Genomic DNA, 25,289 nt, shown 5'->3' with positions numbered 1-25,289 from the left:
CGAACGCGATATGGAGTCAGAATGGGTCAGGAAAAGCTGTATATAGAAAAAGAATTAAGCTGGTTATCCTTCAACGAGCGCGTCTTACAGGAAGCGGCCGATAAAACTAACCCGCTGATCGAACGTATGCGTTTTCTGGGGATCTATTCCAATAACCTTGATGAGTTTTACAAGGTGCGCTTTGCCGACCTTAAGCGTCGTATTCTGATTGGCGAGGAGCAGGGGTCGCCTGGCCTGCCGCGCCATCTGCTGAAGAAAATTCAGCAGCGCGTCATGAAGTCGGAGCAGGAATTTGACGGTCTCTATAACGAACTGCTGCTGGAGCTGGCGCGCAACCAGATCTTTTTGATCAACGAACGCCAGCTTTCCGCCAATCAGCAGGTGTGGCTGCGTCACTATTTCAAACACGATTTGCGCCAGCACATTTCGCCGATTCTGATTAATCACGACACCGATCTCACCGAATTCCTGAAAGATGACTACACCTATCTGGCGGTGGAGATTATTCGCGGCGATGATATTCGCTATGCGCTGCTGGAGATCCCCTCCGATAAAGTTCCGCGCTTCATCAACCTGCCGGCTGAATCACCGCGCCGACGCAAGCCGATGATCCTGCTGGACAATATTCTGCGCTACTGTCTCGACGACATCTTTAAAGGCTTCTTCGATTACGACGCGCTGAATGCCTATTCGATGAAGATGACGCGCGATGCGGAATACGATCTGGTGACGGAGATGGAGTCGAGCCTGCTGGAGCTGATGTCCTCTAGCCTTAAGCAGCGTCTCACCGCCGAGCCGGTGCGTTTCGTTTATCAGCGCGATATGCCGGACGCCATGGTGGAGCTGCTGCGTAATAAGCTGACCATCTCCAACTACGACTCCATCGTGCCGGGCGGCCGCTACCATAACTTTAAAGACTTTATCGGCTTCCCGGACGTGGGCAAAAGCAACCTGGTCAACCGTCCGCTGCCGCAGATCCGCCATATCGGCTTCGACGGCTTCCGCAACGGCTTCGACGCCATTCGTGACCGCGACATCCTGCTCTACTACCCCTACCACACCTTTGAGCATGTGCTGGAGCTGCTGCGTCAGGCCTCTTTCGACCCGAGCGTGCTGGCGATTAAAATCAATATCTATCGCGTTGCGAAGCGCTCGCGCATTATGGATGCGATGATACACGCCGCCTATAACGGCAAGAAAGTCACCGTGGTAGTGGAGCTGCAGGCGCGCTTCGACGAAGAGGCCAATATTTCGTGGGCCAAGCGCTTAACCGAAGCGGGCGTACATGTGATTTTCTCCGCGCCGGGCCTGAAAATTCACGCCAAGCTGTTTCTTATCTCGCGCCGGGAAGGCGACGAAGTGGTGCGCTACGCCCATATCGGCACCGGCAACTTCAACGAGAAAACCGCGCGCCTCTACACCGACTATTCGCTGTTAACCGCCGATGCACGCATCACCAACGAAGTGCGCCGGGTATTCAACTTTATTGAAAACCCCTATCGCCCGGTGAGCTTCGAGCATCTGATGGTCTCGCCGCAGAACTCGCGTCAGATGCTTTATCAGCTGGTTGATGCAGAAATCGCCAATGCACAGCAGGGTCGTCCGTGTGGCATTACGCTGAAAATTAACAACCTGGTGGATAACGGTCTGGTCGATCGTCTCTACGCGGCGTCGGGCGCAGGCGTTAAGATTAATCTGCTGGTGCGCGGCATGTGCTCACTGATCCCTGACTTGCCCGGGATCAGTGAAAATATTCGCGTGATCAGTATCGTTGACCGCTATCTTGAGCACGATCGCGTCTATATTTTCGAAAACGGCGGCGACAAAAAAGTCTTCCTTTCTTCCGCCGACTGGATGACGCGCAACATCGATCACCGCATCGAAGTAGCGGTATCGATCCTCGATCCGCGCGTTAAGCAACGCATTCTGGACATTATCGCTATCCTGTTTAGTGATACGGTGAAAGCGCGTATCGTTGATAAAGAGTTGGGGAACCGCTATGTTCCGCGCGGCAATCGTCGTAAGGTCCGCTCTCAACTGGCGATTTATGATTACATCAAGAAACTGGAACAGCCTGAATAATCTATGCCCATTTCTCATAAAAGTACGCCGAGACCGCAAGAATTTGCGGCAATCGATCTTGGCTCAAACAGCTTTCATATGGTCATTGCGCGCGTGGTGGATGGCGCTCTGCAGGTGCTTGGCCGTCTGAAGCAGCGCGTGCATCTGGCTGACGGTCTCGACAGCAAAAATCGCCTGAGCGAAGAGGCGATAGAGCGCGGGCTGAGCTGCCTGGCGCTGTTTGCCGAGCGATTGCAGGGCTTCAGCGCGAGCAACGTCACCATTGTCGGCACCCATACGCTGCGCCAGGCGGTAAATGCAGAGGAGTTTCTGCAGCGCGCGGCTGAGGTGATCCCCTACCCTATCGAGGTCATTTCCGGCCATGAAGAGGCGCGGCTGATTTTTATGGGCGTCGAACATACGCAGCCGGAAAAAGGTCGCAAGCTGGTGATCGATATCGGCGGCGGCTCGACCGAACTGGTGATCGGCGAAAACTTCGAGCCGCAGCTGGTCGAAAGCCGACGCATGGGCTGCGTCAGTTTCGCCCAGCTCTATTTCCCTAACGGGGAGATCAGCCGCGAGAACTTCCGCCGCGCGCGCCTGGCGGCGACGCAGAAGCTGGAGACGCTGGCGTGGCAGTATCGCCTGCACGGCTGGCAGTATGCGCTCGGCGCGTCGGGCACCATTAAGGCGGCGTGCGAAGTGCTGCTGGCGATGGGCGAGAAAGAGAAGATGATCACGCCGGAGCGGCTAGATATGCTCTACGACGAGGTGATGAAGCATAAATCTTTCAGCGCGCTGAGCCTGCCGGGCCTCTCTGAAGAGCGTAAATCGGTGTTCGTGCCGGGTCTGGCGATTATCTGCGGCGTGTTTGACGCGCTGGCGATCCGCGAGCTGCGCCTCTCGGACGGCGCGCTGCGCGAAGGCGTGCTTTACGAGATGGAGGGCCGATTCCGCCATCAGGATATCCGCAGCCGAACGGCACAGAGCCTGGCGAACCATTACGCGATCGACAACGATCAGGCGCGTCGCGTGCTGGACACCACCGATCAGCTCTATCTGCAGTGGCGCGATCAAAATCCTAAGCTGGCGAATCCGCAGCTGGCGGCGCTGCTGAGGTGGGCGGCGATGCTGCACGAAGTGGGCCTCACCATCAACCACAGCGGTATGCAGCGCCACTCCGCCTATATTCTGCAAAACACCAACCTGCCTGGCTTTAACCAGGATCAGCAAACGCTGCTGGCGGCGCTGGTACGCTTTCACCGTAAAGCCGTCAAGGTCGAAGATCTGCCGCGCGTCATGCTGTTCAAGAAAAAACAGTTCCTGCCGCTACTGTTCCTGCTGCGCCTTGGCACCTTACTCAATAATCAGCGTCAGGCGACCACCCGTCCCGACTCGCTGAAGCTGACGACCGACGAAGGCCACTGGACGCTGACGTTCCCGGCGGGCTATTTCAGCCAGAACAACCTGGTGCAGCTCGATCTGGAGCGTGAACAAACCTACTGGAACGAAGTCACCGGCTGGAAGCTGATGCTGGAAGAAGAAGCCTGAGCAGATGGGCGCCTGCGCCCTTCTGTTCTCTGATAAAAGCGAATCATGATTAAAACTGAAAACTATTTTGCCGAAACCTATGGCCTGACGCCGACCCATTCTGAAGTACTGGCGGCGCTGCCCCATCTTAATCCCGGCAAAGCGCTCGATCTTGGCTGCGGCAACGGCCGCAACAGCCTGTTTCTGAGCCAGAACGGCTTTGACGTCACCGCCTGGGATCACAATCCCGCCAGCCTGGCGCGTCTTGAGCAGATTGCCGCTCAGGAAGGCATCACCAACATTCATATCGAGCAGCGCGATCTGAATCAGACGCGTTTCAACGGCGGCTACACCTTTGTGCTCTCCACCGTGGTGATGATGTTTCTGCAGCCGGAGACCATTCCGCAGCTGATCGCCGATATGCAGGCGAGCACGGTAAGAGACGGGCATAACCTGATTGTGGCGGCGATGAGCACTGACGATTATCCCTGCCCGCTCGCCTTCCCTTTTACCTTTAAATCGGGCGAGCTGAGCCACTACTACCGTAACTGGCATATCCTGAAATATAACGAACATGTTGGTCAGCTGCATAAGCGCGACGAACAGGGCAACCGTATCAGCTGCCGCTTCGCCACGCTGCTGGCGCAAAAAGCCAGCCTGTAAAGCGGGGCTGCGCATGCGGCCCCTTTCACCCTGCTCTTTTTTTAATCATTGATTGATTTCAACGCAGCATTATGACTAAATGTTGCTATCGCCCGACAGGGTCATTACAGGAAACATTTCGCGTGAACAGCGCCATCCCTTCCCGAAGACGTGCCAAAACCAGTTCCTTTACCCGGATCGTGTTACTGATTAGCTTTATTATTCTCTTTAGCCGCCTGATCTTTATCCTGCCCGCCGCTTTTGAACATCATCAGCAAAAAAAAGCTGCGCCGGATGCCACTCCGTTGAGCACCACTATTCGCGACAGCCGTTAACCTTTTATGTCCTCTGCCTCCTCCGGCTAAACGCAGCCTGAATAACCGCGTCTTTTTTTGCGTCCTTTTGCGAGGCGAAACGCTACACTTCGTGCTGTAACTTTCAGACACAAAGGACTCGTTATGTCTGTCTCGCATACTCAACGTTTAAGTGAAATTCGTCATCGCATTCTGACGCTGCTGCTCAGTGAGCCAGATCTGGTAGAGGCATTGCTGGAGAAATCCGGCGATCGCACTCCTGAACAGCAACGTGAAAATGCGGCGCACCAGGCTGCGCTGGAGCAGGATATCGCTCAGCTGCACGCAGCAGATTTAGCCGATATTCTTGAAGCGCTGCCGGAAGAGGCGCGCCAGGCGCTGTGGCGTCTGGTGCCCGTCGCGAAGCGCGGCCATGTGCTGGTTGAGGCGTCGGAAACCGTCTGGGACAGCCTGACGGAAGAGATGAGCGATCGCGATATCCTGCGCGCCATTGAACCGCTCGATATCGACGACCAGGTGTGGCTGGCGCGCTACCTGCCGCGCGATCTGACCGGCCGTCTGCTCGCCTCGCTGGAGCCAGGGCAGCGGGCGCGCGTGCTCAGCGTGGTCGATTTCGATCGCGATCGCGTCGGGCGCATTATGGATTTCAATATCCTGACGGTGCGCGCCGACGTTACGCTGGCCACGGTGCAGCGCTATCTGCGCCACCGAAAAAGCATGCCGGACGGCACAGACAAGATTTTCATCACCGATGATGACAACCTGCTGCTGGGCGAGCTGTCACTGACCGATATTTTGCTCAACAAGCCGAAAAAGCGCGTCGAAGAGGTGATGAACACCTCGCCTACCACCTTTCAGCTCAACGACAAAGCCGAAGACGCGGCGGGCGCCTTTGAGCGCTATAACCTTATCTCCGCCGCGGTTATCGACGCCAAAGGCAAACTGATTGGCCGCGTCACCATTGAGGACGTGATCGACCTGGTTAACGAAGAGAACGAGAGCAATATTCGCCGCATGGGCGGTATCAGCCAGGAAGAGGATGTGTTCGCGCCGGTGCGCAAAGCCGTGCGCCGACGCTGGGCCTGGCTGGCGATCAATCTCTGTACCGCCTTTATCGCATCGCGCGTGATCGGGCTGTTTGAAGATACCATCTCGCAGCTGGTGGCGCTGGCGACGCTGATGCCGATTGTCGCCGGCATCGGCGGCAATACCGGCAACCAGACCATTACCATGATCGTGCGCGCGCTGGCGCTGCATCAGGTCGAGCCAGGCAACTTTTCATTTCTGATTGGCCGCGAGCTGGGCGTAGCGCTGCTTAACGGCCTGTTCTGGGGCGGCACAATGGGGCTGATCACCTGGCTGATGTATGGCAATTTGCAGCTGGGCGGCGTGATGATGCTGGCGATGATGCTTAATCTGCTGCTGGCGGCGCTAATGGGCGTCTTGATCCCGCTGATTATGACCAAACTGAAGCGCGATCCGGCGGTTGGCTCCAACGTCCTGATTACCGCCATTACCGATACCGGCGGCTTCTTTATTTTCCTTGGCCTGGCGACGCTGTTTCTGCTCCATCACTGATTACCGGCGTCAGCAGCGGAGGCGATGCAGTGCGCATAGCGCTGCATCGCCTGCTGCAGGTTAAGCCGCAACGTCACCTGCGCCAGATCGCGCGTCCCGGCGGGGATAGCGTAGCTGCCGCGCTGCTCCAGCCATTCCAGCACGTCCGCCAGATGCCAGAGCGCGGTTTTGCCGTCATGTACCGGCTGCGGAAAGTGCGTACTGTGGTTCAGCATCAGCTTGCGCATATTCTGACGCGAAACGCCGATAATATCCGCCACGTCGGTCAGGCCAACAAAGTCAGGCGCCGCCTCAATAAGCTGCGCTTCCGGCACCGCGCGCTGCACATGCAGGATAGCGCTCAGCACCGCCCGCTTCGCGCTGGATGCCTCGCGGGTAAACTCCAGCGCCACTTTTCCCGGCACGCCCAGCCCGATGAGCGCATCGTCACATCCCGCTTCGATAAGCTGCTGCTGCAGTTGCTTTTCTGGCAAAAGCGGTTTCGGCAACTGAAAACGCAGCGTAAAGATATATTCCATGATTGCTCCTTAGTGCAGTTTGCGCAGCGCCGCCTCGATCTCTCTATCTGGATGCCGTCTTCTTTCCATTTGCCTGTACCTTACGCCGGACTTACCTGGTTGTCAATTGACAACCAGACCAGAAAATATGGTCTGTAAAGCAGCCAGCCTGAAGCTATTTTATTTGGGTAATCTCAGGGAAAATCATGGAAGAGGCGCCGCAAAAAATTTTATGCAGGCGCGTATGGCGCGCCCTACACTTGCTTAAAACCCAAGGAGATAAGCATGTTTAAACCCGATGATTTTGTGCAGTCTAAAACCGGCGGCCCGAAGATGCTGGTGCTGCGCGTGGAAGGCGAGACGTTATGGTGCGCGCGCGTTGATGACGCGACGAAAAAAGAGATTGAGGTCAAGGCAGACAGCGTTAACCTCTACCATGAAGAGGGCGATTTCGGCGTCTGCTGAGGCCTGCGCCGGGCAGTCAGCCCGGCGGATTGTCCTGCTGAACGTTCTGATTACCGATGCCGCCAATAAACGGCAGCCGCAGACGCAGCGGCGTAAAATCTACGCCCATATTCAGCCCGAGCACGTTCAGCTCAACGCCCTCTTCCGCACCGATGGTTACGCCAGCTACGCCCAGCACGGAAACCTGAATGCCGCGACCTGACGGCGGCAAGCCAACCGGACGCCACAGCGGACGATAATCCTTGCCGAGCGCGTTGGCGGGCATATCGAGTTTCAGTGCCGGCACTTCCCGTCCGATATGGGCGAGAAAGGTGTTGCTGTTCGGCCCCGGCCAGGCGTGATAGGTGTTTGGCCAGGGATAAGAGCGGATCGCCGCCTCAATGCGCGGGATCATCGCCTCTGCCGCCTCGCCGCGATGCTCCACCAGCAGGCGCGGTTTTGCGCCGTACCAGTAGCCATCTGGCAGATTACTGTTGCGCCGCACTTTATCGCCGCTGCCCCAGCTAATTACCTCATAGCGGCTGTAGCGCGTCTCGCCTGCGCGCTTGAAAATTATCCACGGATGCACCGCTACCGCCCCTTTCCAGCCGTAGGTCGGCGCGGCGTAGACCTGCACGATCGCCTGCGCCGCATAGCGCTGTGGATCGGGTGCCAGGCCGGATGAATCGCGCCTTGCCGACCACCAGCCGCCCTGACCGCCCGATTGTTCGCCACTGCGCGTCGCCTGCGCCAGGCTGGCCCCCAGCGACAGCAGGATCACCAGCAGAATGCAGAAACTGAATGCCTTGAGTGGCAGCATAGATATTTCCTGGAGTGAAAAGCGGAAAGAAAATCGCCAGCCTTTCTGACGAGAGGCTGGCGAGGAATTAATCAACGCGCTTCAGTGTAAGCGGAAAGGTTATTCCCACTCAATGGTCGCCGGCGGCTTGCCGCTGATATCGTATACCACGCGGGAGATACCGTTGACCTCGTTGATAATGCGGTTAGAGACGCGGCCGAGGAAATCATAGGGCAGATGCGCCCAGTGTGCGGTCATAAAGTCGATGGTCTCAACTGCGCGCAGCGAGACGACCCAGTCATACTTACGGCCGTCACCCATCACGCCCACGGAGCGCACCGGCAGGAAGACGGTGAACGCCTGGCTCACTTTGTTATAGAGATCCGCTTTACGCAGCTCTTCAATAAAGATCGCATCAGCGCGACGCAGCAGATCGCAATACTCTTTCTTCACTTCGCCCAGCACGCGCACGCCGAGGCCCGGCCCCGGGAACGGATGGCGATAGAGCATATCGTACGGCAGACCCAGCTCCAGGCCGATCTTGCGCACTTCATCTTTAAACAGCTCTTTCAGCGGCTCGACCAGGCCCAGCTTCATCTCTTTCGGCAGGCCGCCCACGTTGTGGTGAGACTTGATCACGTGCGCTTTGCCGGTCGCAGAAGCGGCAGACTCGATCACGTCAGGATAGATGGTGCCCTGCGCCAGCCATTTCACGTCGGTCAGCTTTGATGCTTCTTCATCAAACACTTCAACAAAAACGCGACCGATAATTTTACGTTTGGCTTCTGGATCGTTTTCGCCCGCCAGCGCGTCAAGGAAGCGCCCTTCCGCCGGAACGTGAACGATATTCAGACCGAAATGATCGCCGAACATATCCATCACCTGCTCCGCTTCATTCAGGCGCAGCAGACCATTGTCGACAAAGACGCAGGTCAGACGATCGCCAATGGCGCGGTGCAGCAGCATGGCGGTTACGGAGGAGTCGACGCCGCCGGACAGACCGAGAATCACTTTGTCGTTGCCTACCTGCACGCGCAGACGCTCAACCGCGTCTTCAATGATTTTTGCCGGCGTCCACAGCGCTTCACATTCGCAGATATCGAGCACGAAACGCTCCAGCATGCGCAGCCCCTGACGGGTATGGGTCACTTCCGGATGGAACTGCACGCCGTAAAAACGCTTCTCTTCGTTAGCCATAATGGCGAACGGACAGGTTTCGGTGCTGGCGACGGTAACGAAGTCGGACGGGATCGCGGTTACTTTATCGCCGTGGCTCATCCAGACGTCGAGCAGCGGCTTGCCTGCGGCGCTGATGGCATCTTCGATGTCGCGGATCAGCGCGCTTGGGGTCAGTACTTCTACCTGCGCATAGCCGAACTCGCGCTCGTTAGAGCCTTCAACCTTGCCGCCCAGCTGCATCGCCATGGTCTGCATGCCGTAGCAGACGCCGAGTACCGGTACGCCAGCATTAAAGACATATTCCGGCGCGCGCGGGCTGTTGAGTTCGGTGGTGCTTTCCGGGCCGCCGGAAAGAATGATGCCGTTCGGGTTGAACTGGCGGATCTGCTCTTCGGTGACATCCCATGCCCAGAGTTCGCAGTACACGCCCAGCTCGCGTACGCGGCGCGCGACCAGCTGCGTGTATTGAGAACCAAAATCGAGAATCAGAATGCGATGCTTATGAATATTTTCCGTCGTCATTGAGGCGTTTCCAGAACGGGTAACTTGATAATGAAAGCGCCCGGCTTATGCCGGGCGATAAATCTTACGGGATCAGGATCCCATACGGTAGTTCGGTGACTCTTTGGTGATGGTCACATCGTGTACGTGGCTTTCGTTGATGCCGGCGCCGCTGATGCGCACGAACTCTGCTTTGGTGCGCAGGTCGTCGATGGTCTGGCAGCCGGTCAGGCCCATACAGGAGCGCAGGCCGCCCATCTGCTGGTGAACGATCTCTTTCAGGCGGCCTTTATAGGCGACGCGACCTTCGATACCTTCCGGCACCAGCTTGTCAGCGGCGTTATCGCTCTGGAAGTAACGGTCGGAAGAGCCTTTAGACATCGCGCCCAGTGAACCCATGCCGCGGTAGGATTTGAACGAGCGGCCCTGGTAGAGTTCGATTTCGCCCGGCGATTCTTCCGTACCGGCCAGCATAGAACCGACCATAACGGCTGCCGCGCCAGCGGCGATAGCTTTGGCGATGTCGCCAGAGAAACGGATACCGCCGTCGGCGATAACCGGGATGCCGGTGCCTTCCAGCGCTTCGACCGCGTCAGAAACGGCGGTGATCTGCGGCACACCTACGCCGGTAACGATACGGGTAGTACAGATAGAGCCAGGGCCGATGCCGACTTTCACCGCGCTCACGCCCGCTTCCACCAGCGCCAGCGCGCCCGCGCCGGTCGCGACGTTGCCGCCGATAATCTCCAGGTCAGGATATTTTGCGCGGGTTTCGCGGATGCGCTGCAGCACACCTTCTGAGTGGCCGTGCGAGGAGTCGATCAGCAGTACGTCGACGCCTGCAGCGACCAGCGCATCGACGCGCTCTTCGTTGCCTGCGCCTGCACCCACTGCCGCGCCAACGCGCAGACGGCCCTGCGCATCTTTACAGGCGTTTGGCTTACGCTCGGCTTTCTGGAAATCTTTTACGGTGATCATGCCGAGCAGATGGAAGCTGTCATCCACCACCAGCGCTTTCTCAACGCGTTTTTCATGCATTCTCTGCAGGACGACGTCACGCGCTTCGCCCTCTTTCACCGTGACCAGACGTTCTTTCGGCGTCATCACCGCGGTAACCGGCTTCGTCAGATCGGTAACGAAGCGCACGTCGCGACCGGTAATAATACCGACCAGCTCGTTGCTTTCGTTTACAACCGGATAGCCAGCAAAGCCGTTGCGTTCGGTCAGGGCTTTGACTTCCGCCAGCGTCGTGGTCGGCAGAACGGTTTGCGGTTCAGTTACCACGCCGCTTTCATGTTTCTTCACCTTGCGAACTTCATCCGCCTGACGCTCAATCGACATGTTTTTGTGGATAAAGCCCAGACCGCCTTCCTGCGCCAGCGCAATTGCCAGACCCGCTTCGGTTACGGTATCCATAGCGGCGGAGAGCATCGGGATGTTCAGACGAATATTTTTCGTCAGCTGAGTGCTGAGATCGGCCGTGTTAGGCAGAACGGTGGAGTGAGCAGGAACGAGCAGAACGTCGTCGAAAGTAAGGGCTTCTTTAGCGATTCTTAGCATGGCAATATCTCAACCTGGGGTGAATGAGAACAGATAAAATATTGCCGCGGCATTATACAGGCCGTAATCGTTTGCCTCCAGCATTATTTTAGAAAAACTCTTGATCCTCGCTAGCAGCCATGTAGTATCGGTTAATTAACCCTCTGATTTACTATTTGATCTCTATCACATGTCGCTACCGCCCGTCGCCAATGTTTTTACCGTCAGCCGCCTGAATACCACGGTGCGCCAGCTCCTGGAACAGGAGATGGGATCGGTGTGGCTGAGCGCGGAGATCTCTAACTTTTCTCAGCCCGCGTCGGGCCACTGGTACTTTACGCTGAAGGATGACGGCGCCCAGGTGCGCTGCGCGATGTTCCGCAACAGCAACCGCCGCGTCACCTTCCGTCCGCAGCACGGCCAGCAAATTCTGGTGCGCGCCACCATTACGCTTTATGAGCCGCGCGGCGACTATCAGCTGATTATCGAAAGCATGCATCCGGCGGGCGAAGGCGCACTGCAGCAGCAGTTTGAGCTGCTGAAGGCGAAGCTGGCGAGCGAAGGCCTGTTCGACCAGCAGCATAAACAGCCCCTGCCCGCGCCGGCAAAACAGGTTGGGGTGATCACCTCGGCAACCGGCGCGGCGCTGCACGACGTGCTGCGCGTGCTGCACCGCCGCGATCCTTCGCTGCCGGTAATTATCTACCCTACGCCGGTTCAGGGCGCTGAAGCGCCAGCCGCTATCGTGCGCGCCATTGAGCTGGCGAACCAGCGTGGGGAGTGCGACGTGCTGATCGTTGGCCGCGGCGGCGGCTCGCTGGAAGATCTCTGGAGCTTTAACGAAGAGCGCGTCGCGCGCGCTATTTTTGCCAGCCGCATTCCCGTTGTCAGCGCCGTCGGCCATGAAACCGACGTCACCATCGCCGATTTCGTCGCCGACCTGCGCGCACCAACGCCCTCCGCCGCCGCTGAAATAGTGAGCAGAAATCAGACGGAACTGCTGCGACAGTTGCTTTCACAGCAACAACGGCTGGAAATGGCGATGGATTACTATCTGGCGCAGCAACAACGCCGCTTCTCCCGTCTCGATCACCGGCTGCAGCAGCAGCACCCGCAGCTCCGCCTGGCGCGTCAGCAGACCGCCCTGTTCCGCCTGCAGCAGCGGCTGAACGAGGCGATGGAAAATTGCCTGCGTCAGAGCCTGCGCCAGCAGGATCGTCTTTCTCAGCGTCTTGCCGCGCATCAGCCGCAGCCGCGTCTGTTTCAGGCGCAGCGCCAGCTGGAGCAGACGCGCTATCGCCTGCAGCAGAGCATGGAGAAGATGCTCAACCGCGACCGGCAGCGCTTTGCAACGCTCGCCGCGCAGCTGGAGGGAGTCAGTCCGCTGGCGACGCTGGCGCGCGGCTTCAGCGTTACCACCGATAGTGCCGGCCAGGTAGTGAAAAAAACCGCCCAGCTGAAGAGCGGCGATACCCTGCGCACGCGCCTTGACGACGGCTGGGTGGAAAGCCAGGTGACCAGCCTGCTGCCAGAAAAAAAACGCCGCCCTAAAACCGCTTCCTGAACAAAGACTATACTTTTTGGCACATTACTTGTGCCAAGGAGTCGGGTATGTCCTACAGCGTTATTCCTCCCTATATCTTGCGTAACATCGTGGCCCACGGTTCCAGTCATCAGCAGGACTACGCGCGCCGCACCCTGATGCACGTTCAGCACCTGATGGCGGAGAACTGGCAAAAGCCGGTCGCGCCGCAGACGGCGACGGGCGGTCACGTCGAGCGTGAAATCTATGATGCGAAAAACACCCAAAATCTGCCGGGCGATCTGGTGCGCAGCGAAGGCCAGCCTGATACCGGCGACATCGCCGCCCGGGAAGCCTGGGATTACCTTGGCGTAACCTACGACTTCTTCTGGCAGACCTATCAGCGCAACTCCCTCGACAATCAGGGGCTAAAGCTGCTCGGCACCGTGCACTACGGCAAGGCCTATCAAAACGCCTTCTGGAACGGTCAGCAGATGGTCTTCGGTGACGGCGACGGCGAAATCTTCAATCGCTTTACTATCGCCATCGACGTGGTGGCGCACGAGCTGGCGCACGGCGTTACCGAGACGGAAGCGGGACTGATCTATTTCGAGCAGGCGGGAGCGCTAAATGAGTCGCTCTCCGACGTTTTTGGCTCGCTGGTGAAGCAGTTCCATCTGAAGCAGAGCGCCGACAGCGCCGACTGGATTATCGGCGAAGGCCTGCTGGCGAGTGGCATCAACGGACGCGGACTGCGCTCTATGGCGGAGCCGGGTACCGCCTATGACGATCCGATGCTGGGCAAAGATCCGCAGCCTGCGCATATGGATAACTACATCAAGACGCGTGAAGATAACGGCGGCGTGCATCTGAATTCGGGTATTCCTAACCGCGCCTTTTACCTCGCGGCGAAAGCGCTGGGCGGCTATGCTTGGGAACAGGCAGGCCATGCCTGGTACGATACGGTATGCGACAAATCGCTGCCGCAGGATGCCGATTTCAGCACCTTCGCCCGGCTGACCATTCAGCATGGCGAACGCCGCTTTAATCGCTCCGTGGCGCAGTCTATTGAACAGGCATGGAAGGAGGTTGGCGTGCTATGAGTTCCTTTCCTGAACTGACCGACGATGCGGTCATTGAGGTCGAACGCGAGGGCGGACTGGCCTTTATTCCCGGCCTGCGCGGGGCGCGGCGTTTCGCGCTGGCTCAGCTGCCGCAGCCGCAAAAGCAGCGCGTCTGTCAGGTTCTGGAACAGGCGCTGCCGCTGGGCGAGCCTGAAGATAAAGCGCCGGAGATCGGCCGCAGCGATCAGCGCTACTTCCGCATACAGATCAGCTACGCCACGCACCGCGAGGTCGGCACTATCGTCTTGCTGATCCCTGAGCAGATCGCGCCCCCGGAGCTGGAAGCGCTGTGGCGCGACGGTGACGATCCCGCGCATTAAAAAAGGCCGCCACGCAGAGGGCGGCCTTGTAAAGGCGCTTCAGGCCTGTCCGTCCAACAGCCGGTTAAGGCGGGGATGCCTCCCCGCCTTCCGGTCGCTACTTACCAGATTCGTAAGCCATCGAAGCAGCCACCTCGCGCTGGTTGTCCCGGTAACGGATTTCGCACAGCGATTTTCGCGTCAGCCAGGTAAAGATTAAAAGTGTGAGACACACCAGTAATACGCAACAAACCAGCGTTAGCTGTGGCAATTTCATGGTCACTCCTCCTTGCGCAGAGCGCGGTAAGAGGCTACCCTGCTGTTGTTGGGACATTGGGCAGCCTCGTGGGTTAATGAAAATTAACTACGGGGCTTTCTCTTTTCTGCCTCACAACCAGCATGCCGATCGCTCAAGGCAGAAACCTCAAGCGCCGTCGCGATTATACCCTCTCCTCTTTTCTCCCCAACCCGCACGCGACGACTTAGCGACCCGCTTCTCATGCCTTTTTGCAACTGCCGCCACGCTTACAGCTTATTGTGCGCCAAATAAAAAACCCCACGCCGAAGCGCAGGGTTTAGTTAATAACGCTTAGCCATTACGGCAGCGCGTAGGCAATCACATAGTCACCGCGATCTGGCGACTGACGCGCCCCGCCTGCGGAGATCAGAATGTACTGCTTACCGTTCTTCGGTGAAACGTAGCTGATCGGGCCACCCTGGCTGCCTACCGGCAGACGGGCTTTCCATACCTCTTTACCGGTCGAGCTGTCGAAGGCGCGCAGATAGTAATCCTGGGTGCCGGCGATAAACACCAGTCCGCCCTGCGTCGCCAGCGTGCCGCCCAGCGTTGGCATGCCGATCGGCATCTGCGCGTGCATTTTAATACCGAACGGGCCGGTATCCTGTACCGTGCCGACCGGCACCTGCCAGACGATTTTACGCGTCTTCATATCGATCGCCGACAGCGTGCCGAACGGCGGCGCCTGACAAGGAATGCCCAGCGGCGACATAAAGCGGTTTTTGTTGACCGCGTACGGCGTGCCTTTCAGCGGGACTGCACCCATGCCGGTGTTGATCGCCTCGCCGCCGTTGCTGCCGCGAGAGATATTGCTGGTATCGGCGGGGATCATCTGCACCCACAGGCCGAGACGCATATCGTTAACGAACATGTACTGGTTGTTCGGGTCGAACGACATGCTGCCCCAGTTCATACCGCCGAGCGAACCGGGGAAGCTGAGCGATTTGTCGGTGTCCGGTACGGTGAACAGGCCGTTGTAGCGCATCGATTTAAAGGCGATGCGGCAGGCCAGCTGATCGAACGGCGTCGCGCCCCACATATCTGACTCGGTCAGCGTCTGATTGCCGATCTGCGGCATTTCAGTGGAATGGGGCTGCGTTTTGCTGTACTGCTCGTTCGGGATATGGCCCTGCGGCATCGGCAGCTCTTCGACTTTGGTCAGTGGCTTGCCGGTCTCGCGGTCCAGCACGAAAATCATGCCGGTTTTACCGCCGATCACCACCGCAGGTTTGGTGGTGCCATCCTTCATCGGGAAATCGACCAGGCTCGGCTGCATCGGCAGGTCGAAATCCCACAGATCGTTATGTACGGTCTGGTAGACCCACTTCTCTTTACCTGTGGTCGCATCCAGCGCCAGAACAGAGGCGCCATATTTATGATCCAGTTCGGTGCGGTTCGCGCCCCACAGATCCACAGAGGAGCTGCCCATCGGGATAAATACGGTATTCATCGCCGGATCGTAGGACATTGGCGCCCAGGAGTTCGGGGTGCTGCGTTTGTAGTTCTGGCCCGGCATCAGCACGGCGTTAGGATCGACATTGCCCGGGTCAAACGCCCAGCGCTGTTTGCCGGTGATCACATCGAAACCGCGCAGCACGCCGCCCGGCATATCGGTCTGGACGTTATCCGCGACGCGACCGCCGACGACCACCGTGGTGCCCGCCATCGTTGGCGCTGACGTCAGCTGATATTTCGGATCCTGCGCTTCGCCCAGGCCCTCTTTCAGGTTAACGATACCGTGGTTGCCGAAGTTTTCGCAGAACTCGCCGTTGTCAGCGTTAATCGCGATCAGACGCGCGTCGATGGTGTTCATCAGGATACGACGCTGGCAGGTGTCGCCCGCCGCCAGGCTAACAGCCGGTACCGGCGTGGAGCCAGGCTTGCTCGGCTGCGTCAGCGGTTTAGTGGCGTCAAAATAGGCCAGACCGCGGCAGCGCGGCCAGACTTCCGCCTGGGCGTTAATTTCACGTTTCCAGATCTGCTTGCCGCTGTCCGCCTCTACTGCAATTACATTGTTGTGCGGCGTACAGAGATAGAGCGTGTTGCCAATCTGCAGCGGCGTTTGCTGATCTTCCGCCCCGTTGCCGGTCGGGCTGATCGGCGTATCGCCGGTGCGGAAAGTCCATGCCACCTTAAGATCTTTCACGTTGTCACGGGTGATCTGATCAATAGCGGCAAAACGGTCGCCGCCTGGCGTGCGGCCATAGTTATTCCAGTCCTGCTGCGGTTTGCTCTTATCGACCGGGATCAGCGGCAGTTCTTTGCCGGTAAAGGCCACGGTGGGATGCGGCTGGAACATCTGCACCAGCGTACCGACCATGCCAACGGCGATGAGAGCGGAAAGCGCATAAGAGACTTTCGCCAGCGAGGATTTGCCTTCGCGCTTACGCAGCGCAGGCCAGGTCAGAAATGCCAGCAGCATCAGACCCGACGGCACCATCATGCGCGATACCAGCGGCCAGAACGACCAGCCCGCGTCCGCCAGCGCCCAAATCAGCGTGCCGACGAAGACCAGAATAAACAGCACGACGGCTGAAGACTTGCGGCGGAAGAACTGGATCGCCGACAGCAGCGTTACAATGCCTGCAATCAGGAAATACCAGCTACCGCCCAGCGAGACCAGCTTGCCGCCGCCAATAGCAAAGAACAGTCCAGTTGCCAGCAGCACCAGCCCCAGCAAAATCGACCAGATACCCAATCCTTTGCCGGATCGGGATGTTGTTTCAGCCATAACACTTACTCTCCTGAAAAAATAAAGCCACCGCGCCTCAGCCTTCTGAAGCGTGACGACGTCTGATGCGTCGGATATCGCTTTACTTTAATTCGTAACGGTACGGACCTGTGTCCGGGATGCAGGCATTGTGAGCAGGAGGCAGGTAGATTTGTTTACTCCCGTCGCAATACGGGACAGGATTGTACCACCTGGTACATTATGAGGTGAACATCTATAACGTTGCGTACACGCAGCAATAGCATTTTTGCTACAAATTCTGCATTGAGCTGCTCAATTTGCACTCATCCTCGTGCTGCCCGGCGTGTCGCGCAAAAGTAAGCACAGGTGTTAACGCCACGGCATCTTTTTGCGGCGTCCGAAAACAACAAAGGGACCTTTCGGTCCCTTTGGTTTAACGCTTGTTCTTTTTCAGATGCGAGAGCAGACGCTTACGCTTGCGCTGCTGCGTCGGCGTTAACAGGTTGCGCTTGCCTGCAAAGGGGTTGTCGCCCTCTTTGAACTGAATGCGAATCGGCGTGCCCATTACGTTAAGCGAACGACGGAAGTAGTTCATCAGATAGCGCTTGTAGGAGTCCGGCAGATCTTTCACCTGATTGCCGTGGATCACTACGATCGGCGGGTTATAACCACCGGCATGCGCATACTTCAGCTTCACGCGGCGACCACGCACCAGCGGTGGCTGATGATCTTCGGCCGCCATATTCATGATGCGCGTCAGCATGGAGGTATTAACGCGTTTGGTCGAGCAGTCGTAGGCTTCGGTAACGGATTCAAACAGGTTGCCGACGCCGCTGCCGTGCAGCGCAGAGATAAAGTGGACGCGGGCAAAGTCGATAAAGCCGAGACGGTAGTCCAGCGTCTCTTTGACCTGATCCTTGATCTCCTGCGTCAGGCCATCCCACTTGTTCACCACGATCACCAGCGAACGACCGCTGTTAAGAATAAAGCCGAGCAGCGACAGATCCTGATCGGAGATGCCTTCGCGCGCGTCGATTACCAGCAGCACCACGTTGGCATCTTCAATCGCCTGAAGCGTTTTAATCACGGAAAACTTTTCGACCGTATCGGTGATTTTGCCGCGCTTGCGCACGCCTGCGGTGTCGATCAGGATATATTCGCGGTCATCACGCTCCATCGGAATATAGATGCTGTCGCGCGTGGTGCCCGGCATATCGTAGACCACAACGCGATCTTCGCCGAGAATACGGTTGGTCAGCGTGGACTTACCGACATTAGGACGGCCAACGATAGCCAGCTTAATCGGCAGGCCGGTGGGATCGAACGCCTCTTCCTCTTCTTCCTGCGTTTCGCCGTTCTCTTCTGCCGCCAGCGCCGCCCAGTAGGCTTCGTTTTCGTCTTCTTCAGTGACTTCACGCGGATCGACTTCGTCCATCCACGGCAGCAGCGCGGTTTCCAGCAGGCTGGTTACGCCACGACCATGGGAAGCCGCGATGGCGTGAATCTCTCCCAGACCCAGCGAGTAGAAATCGACTACTGCGGAATCGGGATCGAGGCCGTCGGTTTTATTCGCCACCAGGAACGTCGGCTTCTGGCGCGAACGGATATGGTTAGCGATTTGCTTGTCCGCTGGCATCACGCCCGCGCGCGCATCCACCATAAACAGCACAACATCGGCCTCTTCAATCGCCAGCAGCGACTGTTCAGCCATACGCGTTTCGACGCCTTCTTCAGTGCCGTCGATACCGCCGGTATCAATAACAATAAATTCGCGCCCTTCCACTTCGGCGCGACCATATTTGCGATCGCGTGTCAGTCCAGGAAAATCCGCCACCAGCGCATCACGAGTGCGCGTTAAGCGGTTAAACAGCGTGGATTTCCCCACATTGGGACGCCCAACCAGCGCGACCACAGGTATCATAACAGTGCCTCAATAAAAAAATTAATCGCCCGAATGGCGTGATTATAACGGTTTTAACCGCCGGGTTCAGGCTGAAGGCGCTAAGAATATCATGCCTGACTAAAAACGAAACGGCTCCTGACGCGTCAGGAGCCGTTAGACGGAAGGCAAATCCCGGTGGCGTATTAACGCGTAATCGCGTAAACCTCGCCGCCTTTAGCCTGAATGATCAGCTTATCGCTGGCGACAACCGGCTCGGTCTGGAAGCCATCGCTGTCGACTTTCTGCTGCGCCACGAAACGACCGTCTGAGGTGTTGAGCCAGTGCAGATAGCCTTCGCTGTCGCCCACCACCAGATAGCCGTTATAGAGCACCGGCGCCGTCAGGTTGCGGTGCAGCAGGTCGCTCTGACGCCAGATGGCGACGCCGCCGTCGGCGTTAAGCGCGATCACGCGGTCATCCTGATCCACCAGATAGATGCGACCAGCATCGACAATCAGATCTTTCACCCCGCCGATTTCACGCTTCCACAGGATCTGGCCGGAGCGCAGATCGAGCGCGGTCAGGTTGCCGTTGTAGGCCAGCGCATAAACCACGCCGTTGACGATAACCGGCGTGGTGTCGACGTCGTTCAGGCGATCGATTTCGGTAGCGCCGCTCGGCTGGGAGATACGCTGCTGCCAGATAAGCTGGCCCTGATTCATGATAACCGCGCTGACGCGGCCGTTATCGCCGCCGACAATCGCGCCGCCGAAGGCCACCGCAGGCGCAGACTCGCCGCGCAGCGACAGTGCTGGCATATCGAGGTTAACGCTCCACTTCACCGCGCCGCTGTTCTGATCCAGCCCCTGCAACATACCGTTGCTGGTATGCACCAGCACCAGGCCATCGCTTACCACCGGGCGGGAGAGTGCTTCGCCAGCGACCTGCGTCTGCCAGGCGATGCTGCCGTCGCTGCTGTTCAGGGCGAACAGCTGACCGCGCTCGCTGCCGATATAGAGATGCTCGCCCGCAGCGGTCACGCCGCCGGAGAGCAGCGCCGAGATATTTTTCGAGAAGAAGCCGGTTTTCTCAGAGAGATCGACCTTCCATTTTTCTTTGCCGTTGGAGGCGTCCAGCGCTTTAACCACGCCGAAACGATCCGCCGCAAATACGGTGTTGTCCTGCCATGCCGGATGCAGGTTAGAGTAGAAGTCGCCAATGCCGTCACCGACCGACGTGCTCCACACTTCCTGAGGGGTGAACTGGTTTTCCACCTTTGGCAGCGGGGCCATTTTCACTACATCTTCTTCGCCGCTGAACAGCGAACAACCGCTGAGCAAAGTGACTGAAATCAGTCCTGGCAGCAGGTATTTACGTAATTCCATGCGCTCTCTCTTGACTGGCTTAGCTTAAGTTATTCATCTTCATCTGCATCATTTGCTTCAGCGCCGGAGAAGCGTCTGACTCGACGCCTTTGCTCCACGCATCGCGCGCGCCCTGCTTGTCGCCTTTGCTCAGCAGCGCTTCGCCGCGGATATCCGCCACAATGGCTGTCCAGCCATCGCCCTTGACAGCGTCGAGGGTTTTAAGAGCGGCGTCCGCCTGATTCTGTTGCAGTTGAATGCGCGCCAGTCGCAGGTTGATAACCGCCTGCAAATTGGCATCTTTGGTATTCTTCAGACCGTTTTCCAGCAGGGAAGACGCCTTGTCCAGCTGGTTGGCGTCGACATACTGCTTCGCCGCGTCCATCGCTGCCAGTGCGCCATAGGTGTTGCTGTTTTCGCTGACGAATTTCGCTACCGCATCCAGCGTCGCTGGCTGATCGGCTTTCATAGCGGTGGTCACTTGCTGATACTGTGCAGAAAGCGCTTTCGACGAGCCCTCTTCGTGACTGGCCCAGTAGCGCCAGCCGCCGAGCGCGGCAATACCGATAATCACGCCGACCGCCAGCGCCTTGCCGTTACTGGCAAAAAAGCGACGTACCGCGTCAACCTGCTCGTTTTCGTTGCTATAGACTTCCACGCGATCCCTCTCCTTTCTCTGGTTGGTGCCGTGCTACGCTTACTTTAACAGCGTGCGCAGTGCAGCAGCAGCCTCTGTCTGCGCCAGCGTTTGCTGATCGCCGCTGCGCAGATCTTTGATAACTACCTGACCGGCTTTCACTTCATCTTCGCCCACGACCAGCGCGATGCGCGCGCCCCACTTGTCGGCGCGAGCAAACTGCTTCTTGAAGTTGCCGCCGCCGAAGTTAGTCATCAGCTTCAGTTCCGGCGCTTCGTCGCGCAGTTTTTCCGCCAGCTGCATCGCAGCGGACTGAACGCCCTGGCCCGAAGCGATAACATAGACATCAACAACGCGCGTCGGTTCAAATTCAGGATTCACCGCCTGCACCAGCAGCACCAGACGCTCCATGCCCATAGCGAAACCGACCGCTGGCGTCGCGCGACCGCCCAGCTGCTCTACCAGGCCGTCGTAGCGACCGCCGCCGCACACGGTGCCCTGCGCGCCGAGGCTCTCCGTTACCCATTCAAAAACGGTGCGGTTGTAGTAGTCGAGGCCGCGCACCAGACGCTGATTGACGCGATAGGCGATGCCGGCATCGTCCAGCAGGGCGCACAGCCCCTGGAAATGCTCGCGCGATTCGTCGTCGAGATGATCCATCAGCTGCGGCGCATCGTTAAGCAGCGTCTGCACGTCAGGATTTTTGCTGTCGAGCACGCGCAGCGGGTTGGTGTACATGCGGCGCTTGCTGTCTTCGTCCAGCGTCTCTTTATGCTGCTCAAGGAAAGCCACCAGCGCTTCGCGATAGTTAGCGCGCGCCTCCAGCGAACCGATAGAGTTAAGCTCCAGGCGCACATGATCGGCGATGCCCAGCGCTTTCCACCAGCGAGCGGTCAGCATAATCAGCTCGGCGTCCACGTCCGGGCCCTGCAGGCCGAACACCTCGGCACCCATCTGGTGGAACTGACGATAGCGCCCCTTCTGCGGACGCTCGTAGCGGAACATCGGTCCCATATACCACAGACGCTGCTCCTGATTGTAGAGCAGGCCATGTTCGATGCCGGCGCGCACGCAGCCTGCGGTTCCTTCGGGACGCAGCGTCAGGCTTTCGCCGTTGCGGTCGTCAAAGGTGTACATCTCTTTTTCGACCACATCGGTTACTTCGCCGATGGCGCGTTTAAACAGCGGAGTCTGCTCGACGATCGGCATGCGAATTTCGCTGTAGCCGTAGCTGGCCAGCACCTGCCTGAGCGTACCTTCAATGCGTTGCCAGATAGCGGTATCCGCCGGCAGGTAATCGTTCATGCCGCGGATAGCTTGAATATTCTTCGCCACGTTAAAATCTCTTAATGCAAAAAAACCTGTCCGGCATCATACCTTATGAGGATGAAACCGCACAGGTTCATTGAACAAAGTCGCGCTGCGCGCGCCGACGCTTAGTTTTCCAGCTGCTGCACGTTGATGCGACGATTCTCGTCCAGCATGGTCGCTTTGGCGCGGATGCGCGCTTCCAGCTGATCGATCATATCATCGTTATCGAGACGTTCGCGCTGGCGCACGCCATCCTCGTAGAAGCCGCTTTTCTTGTTGCCGCCGGTAACGCCCAGCGTCGATACCGTCGCTTCGCCGGGGCCGTTAACCACGCAGCCGATGATAGAGACATCCATCGGCGTGATAATGTCTTCGAGGCGCTGCTCAAGGGCGTTTACCGTGCCGATAACGTCAAACTCCTGACGCGAACAGGTCGGGCAGGCGATAAAGTTGATACCACGCGAGCGAATGCGCAGCGACTTCAGAATATCGAAGCCAACTTTCACCTCTTCTACCGGATCGGCCGCCAGCGAGATACGCAGCGTGTCGCCAATCCCTTCAGAGAGCAGCAGCCCCAGGCCGATGGCCGATTTCACCGCGCCCGCGCGCGCGCCGCCCGCTTCGGTAATGCCGAGGTGCAGCGGCTGATCGATCTGCTTCGCCAGCAGACGGTAAGATTCGACCGCCAGGAAGACGTCGGATGCTTTTACGCTTACCTTGAACTGATCGAAGTTCAGGCGATCGAGATGATCGACGTGGCGCATAGCGGATTCCAGCAGCGCCTGCGGCGTCGGCTCGCCATACTTTTCCTGCAGATCTTTTTCCAGCGAACCGGCGTTTACGCCGATACGGATGGGAATATTATGGTCGCGCGCGCAATCCACCACCTGGCGGATACGTTCGTTGTTGCCGATGTTGCCTGGGTTGATACGCAGGCAGTCGACGCCATATTCGGCGACTTTCAGCGCAATACGGTAGTCAAAATGGATATCCGCCACCAGCGGCACATTGACGCGCTGCTTGATCAGCTTAAAGGCTTCGGCGGCATCCATGGTCGGCACGGAAACGCGGACGATATCAACGCCGACGCGCTCAAGCGCTTTGATCTGATTGACCGTAGCGTCGACGTCGGTTGTACGAGTATTGGTCATCGACTGAACGGCGATAGGCGCGCCGTCGCCGACAGGCACCTTGCCGACATAAATCCGGGTCGATTTACGACGGATAATGGGTGCTTCGTTATGCATATTCTTTCTCCACAATTGCCCGGGGCGCGATGCAGCGTTATTGCGCACCCAACGTCAGGCGAGCAACCTGGTTATTACGGATAAAACGACTTAAATCAACCGGCTGGTTCTGATATTGCACCTGCACCGCTGAGGGTGCGCCAATTTTCAGACGATAGGGCGCAGTGCCGGAGAGGCTGAGTTTACCACCGCTGCGTTGCATTCCGCTGAACAGTTTTTTACCGGTCGCGTCACTGACTTCCAGCCAGCAGTCGGCGTTGAAGTTCATCACCACGGTATTGGGATCGGCGGCGGCTTCGCCAACGGCTGCGCCGCTGGTCGGCAGCTGGCCGGCGGTAGAGGTTGGGCTGGCCGCATTATCTACCGGCGCCTGAGCGGGTGACACCACGGCGCTGTTCGCCGAGGTGGCAGCCGGCGCGGCGCTGTTGCCAGCGCTCTGCGTCGGTGCGGTGCTGGTCGGCTGGCTGGCAGCCGGTGCCGCCGCGCTGCTCTCCACGCCGTTGGTTTCGTCTGGCGCGGCAGGCGCCGCCGTTTCGTCGCTGGCGTCGTTGCTGCCACCGTCGAGCGGAATAGACTGGCTGGCGTCGCCGCTGCTGCCGTTTTGATCGGCCATTGAGACCAGATCCTCCTGCGACGCCTTATGGTTTTGCCACCACCACGCGCCGGTCAGGCCGACCACCACAAAGAGCACCAGCCAGGTGAAAATCATCAGCCAGCCGTCGCGTTTCTTGCGGCGTTTGCCCAGCGAGAAGTGCTGCATCGGTTCGATTTTGGCCGCACGCACCGGCGTCTGCTTCGCCATCATCGGCAGCAGTTCCTCTTCAGGAATGTGCACCAGACGGGCATAGGAGCGAATATATCCACGCAAAAAGGTCGACGCCAGATCGGCAGGCGCTTTGTCCTCTTCGATATCGCGTACGGTCGTAAGTTTCAGGCACAGGCGTTCAGCTACATTTTGCTGCGTCAGCCCCATTTGCTCACGGGCCAGACGCAGGCGTTCGCCTGTGGAATGTACTGCAGAGTTGTCTTGAGTGGCTTCAGTATTCATTAGCAAAATAACGCTGGTACTGTATCGATTGTGGAAAACTTCGCGCCAACCGGTCGCCATAACGTGTAACGTCAGCAGCGTTTCCCTGTTGCGCGGCGAAACGTATCTGTAACTCTAAGCTGCGCGCCGTAGCAGGCAGATATTGCTGATAAAGCTCTATTAACAGTAGAGCACGCGCCGGAGAGAGGAGACGTTGTTTTTCCGCCTCATCCAGCAATGCGTCGCCTTTCGCGCGATCCGCCTCCAGCGCCCGACTCAGCGCCGCTCGCGCGGCCAGCGCGTCATCAGCCTGAAGATAACAATATCCCGACAGTTCCCACGCATCGATGCGCGCTTCATTTTCCGATGCGCTCATCGCCCGCTTAAACTGTTGATGCGCTTCGTCATACTGCCCTAAAGCGCAGAGAAACGCACCGTAATTGTTAGCCACAAAGCCATTTGCCGGTGCCAGCCGCTGCGCCTGCTGGTAGCTGCGCGCCGCCTCATCGCGACGGCCCTGTTTCTCCGCCAGGCGCGCCAGCGCCAGGGCCACTCGATAGTCACGCGGCGCGGCGGCCTGCGCCCGCTGGAAGTTACGGCGCGCGGCGGCGTAATCCGCCGCCGCCAGATAGTGCATTCCCAGCGCCAGCCGCGTATCCGCCGCGGCGGAATGGGGCTTCTGGCTGACACACCCGGTTACAACAATCAGGGCCAGCAGGCTGGCCGGTAATCCTTTACCCATTTCGTTCTCCTGGTCGCGAAAGAGATTGCCTGGCAGTAGCCTGCCACGCGTCGCGATCGG

General features: G+C 58.2%; 22 protein-coding genes and 1 pseudogene. 9 read left to right on the top strand and 14 right to left on the bottom strand.

Annotated features, from left to right (window positions below):
• Positions 1-21 precede the first annotated feature (21 nt).
• The 5 genes from ppk1 (at position 22) to mgtE (ending at position 6,125) form a co-directional block, all read left to right on the top strand.
• The gene (ppk1, locus tag LB453_RS07530) at positions 22-2,082 is read left to right on the top strand and encodes a polyphosphate kinase 1 (protein WP_103794339.1); all 2,061 of its coding nucleotides are present in this window, start codon (positions 22-24) and stop codon (positions 2,080-2,082) included.
• Positions 2,083-2,085: 3 nt separating this feature from the next.
• Positions 2,086-3,612 (top strand): exopolyphosphatase, encoded by a 1,527-nt coding sequence (gene ppx, locus LB453_RS07525; RefSeq protein ID WP_103794340.1) that lies wholly within the window; start codon positions 2,086-2,088, stop codon positions 3,610-3,612.
• A 45-nt stretch (positions 3,613-3,657) separates the two neighbouring features.
• A complete protein-coding gene (gene tehB / locus LB453_RS07520; RefSeq protein ID WP_199187285.1) occupies positions 3,658-4,254 on the top strand; it encodes a tellurite resistance methyltransferase TehB in 597 nt (198 codons plus the stop codon).
• 122 nt (positions 4,255-4,376) lie between these two features.
• Positions 4,377-4,568 (top strand): YfgG family protein, encoded by a 192-nt coding sequence (locus tag LB453_RS07515; protein ID WP_103794342.1) that lies wholly within the window; start codon positions 4,377-4,379, stop codon positions 4,566-4,568.
• A gap of 123 nt (positions 4,569-4,691) precedes the next feature.
• The gene (gene mgtE, locus LB453_RS07510; RefSeq protein ID WP_224481681.1) at positions 4,692-6,125 is read left to right on the top strand and encodes a magnesium transporter; all 1,434 of its coding nucleotides are present in this window, start codon (positions 4,692-4,694) and stop codon (positions 6,123-6,125) included.
• Here mgtE and LB453_RS07505 read toward each other — a convergent pair.
• A complete protein-coding gene (locus LB453_RS07505; protein WP_103794344.1) occupies positions 6,119-6,643 on the bottom strand; it encodes a helix-turn-helix transcriptional regulator in 525 nt (174 codons plus the stop codon). The genes mgtE and LB453_RS07505 overlap by 7 nt on opposite strands.
• 264 nt (positions 6,644-6,907) lie before the next feature.
• Here LB453_RS07505 and LB453_RS07500 point away from each other — a divergent pair, with 264 nt between their 5' ends.
• Entirely contained in the window at positions 6,908-7,087 is a 180-nt protein-coding gene (locus tag LB453_RS07500) for a hypothetical protein (protein ID WP_033753879.1), read from the top strand.
• A gap of 16 nt (positions 7,088-7,103) precedes the next feature.
• On the opposite strand, the gene LB453_RS07495 is transcribed toward LB453_RS07500, so the two are convergent.
• From LB453_RS07495 to guaB, 3 genes are all read right to left on the bottom strand, one after another.
• A complete protein-coding gene (locus tag LB453_RS07495) occupies positions 7,104-7,886 on the bottom strand; it encodes a DUF3750 domain-containing protein (RefSeq protein ID WP_103794345.1) in 783 nt (260 codons plus the stop codon).
• A 99-nt stretch (positions 7,887-7,985) separates the two neighbouring features.
• Entirely contained in the window at positions 7,986-9,566 is a 1,581-nt protein-coding gene (gene guaA / locus LB453_RS07490) for a glutamine-hydrolyzing GMP synthase (protein WP_103794346.1), read from the bottom strand.
• 72 nt (positions 9,567-9,638) lie between these two features.
• On the bottom strand, positions 9,639-11,105 hold the full coding sequence (gene guaB / locus LB453_RS07485; protein WP_103794347.1) for an IMP dehydrogenase: 1,467 nt from the start codon (positions 11,103-11,105) through the stop codon (positions 9,639-9,641).
• 169 nt (positions 11,106-11,274) lie between these two features.
• Between guaB and xseA the strand changes: the two genes are divergently transcribed.
• Genes xseA through LB453_RS07470 form a run of 3 tightly spaced genes read left to right on the top strand, consistent with a single transcriptional unit; the run spans position 11,275 to position 14,050 of the window.
• Positions 11,275-12,648, top strand: coding sequence for an exodeoxyribonuclease VII large subunit (xseA, locus tag LB453_RS07480; protein WP_103794348.1), 1,374 nt, complete (start codon positions 11,275-11,277; stop codon positions 12,646-12,648).
• Between the two features lie 47 nt (positions 12,649-12,695).
• Entirely contained in the window at positions 12,696-13,709 is a 1,014-nt protein-coding gene (locus LB453_RS07475) for a M4 family metallopeptidase (protein WP_103794349.1), read from the top strand.
• Positions 13,706-14,050: a protealysin inhibitor emfourin gene (locus LB453_RS07470; protein ID WP_103794350.1), complete on the top strand. Its 345-nt coding sequence runs from the start codon at positions 13,706-13,708 to the stop codon at positions 14,048-14,050. Before LB453_RS07475 ends, LB453_RS07470 begins: the two co-directional genes overlap by 4 nt.
• A 101-nt stretch (positions 14,051-14,151) precedes the next feature.
• On the opposite strand, the gene LB453_RS07465 is transcribed toward LB453_RS07470, so the two are convergent.
• The 10 genes and pseudogenes from LB453_RS07465 to pilW all read right to left on the bottom strand — a co-directional run bounded on the left by LB453_RS07465 (position 14,152) and on the right by pilW (position 25,229).
• A complete protein-coding gene (locus LB453_RS07465) occupies positions 14,152-14,262 on the bottom strand; it encodes a DUF5431 family protein (RefSeq protein ID WP_411970220.1) in 111 nt (36 codons plus the stop codon).
• A pseudogene (locus tag LB453_RS23415) lies at positions 14,211-14,363 on the bottom strand (Hok/Gef family protein); the annotation flags it as partial. The gene LB453_RS07465 and the pseudogene LB453_RS23415, both read right to left, overlap by 52 nt.
• 262 nt (positions 14,364-14,625) lie before the next feature.
• A complete protein-coding gene (locus LB453_RS07455) occupies positions 14,626-17,058 on the bottom strand; it encodes a glucose/quinate/shikimate family membrane-bound PQQ-dependent dehydrogenase (RefSeq protein WP_103794351.1) in 2,433 nt (810 codons plus the stop codon).
• A gap of 394 nt (positions 17,059-17,452) precedes the next feature.
• Positions 17,453-18,940, bottom strand: a complete 1,488-nt coding sequence (gene der, locus LB453_RS07450; protein ID WP_103794352.1) for a ribosome biogenesis GTPase Der — start codon at positions 18,938-18,940, stop codon at positions 17,453-17,455.
• Between the two features lie 164 nt (positions 18,941-19,104).
• The gene (gene bamB / locus LB453_RS07445) at positions 19,105-20,286 is read right to left on the bottom strand and encodes an outer membrane protein assembly factor BamB (protein WP_103794353.1); all 1,182 of its coding nucleotides are present in this window, start codon (positions 20,284-20,286) and stop codon (positions 19,105-19,107) included.
• 19 nt (positions 20,287-20,305) lie between these two features.
• Positions 20,306-20,923: a YfgM family protein gene (locus LB453_RS07440; protein ID WP_033753904.1), complete on the bottom strand. Its 618-nt coding sequence runs from the start codon at positions 20,921-20,923 to the stop codon at positions 20,306-20,308.
• 39 nt (positions 20,924-20,962) lie between these two features.
• Complete coding sequence (gene hisS / locus LB453_RS07435) at positions 20,963-22,237, bottom strand: histidine--tRNA ligase (RefSeq protein WP_103794354.1); 1,275 nt, start codon at positions 22,235-22,237, stop codon at positions 20,963-20,965.
• A 101-nt stretch (positions 22,238-22,338) separates the two neighbouring features.
• Positions 22,339-23,460 carry a flavodoxin-dependent (E)-4-hydroxy-3-methylbut-2-enyl-diphosphate synthase gene (gene ispG / locus LB453_RS07430; protein WP_103794355.1) on the bottom strand — a complete coding sequence of 374 codons (1,122 nt, stop codon included), beginning with the start codon at positions 23,458-23,460 and terminating at the stop codon, positions 22,339-22,341.
• Positions 23,461-23,497: 37 nt separating this feature from the next.
• Positions 23,498-24,508: a cytoskeleton protein RodZ gene (gene rodZ / locus LB453_RS07425; RefSeq protein WP_103794356.1), complete on the bottom strand. Its 1,011-nt coding sequence runs from the start codon at positions 24,506-24,508 to the stop codon at positions 23,498-23,500.
• Positions 24,498-25,229, bottom strand: coding sequence for a type IV pilus biogenesis/stability protein PilW (gene pilW, locus LB453_RS07420; protein WP_103794357.1), 732 nt, complete (start codon positions 25,227-25,229; stop codon positions 24,498-24,500). Before pilW ends, rodZ begins: the two co-directional genes overlap by 11 nt.
• Positions 25,230-25,289 lie beyond the last annotated feature (60 nt).

It is taken from the genome of Pantoea agglomerans, assembly GCF_020149765.1.
GTDB classification, from domain to species: domain Bacteria; phylum Pseudomonadota; class Gammaproteobacteria; order Enterobacterales; family Enterobacteriaceae; genus Pantoea; species Pantoea alvi.
This window is presented reverse-complemented; position numbering and strand designations above follow the sequence as displayed.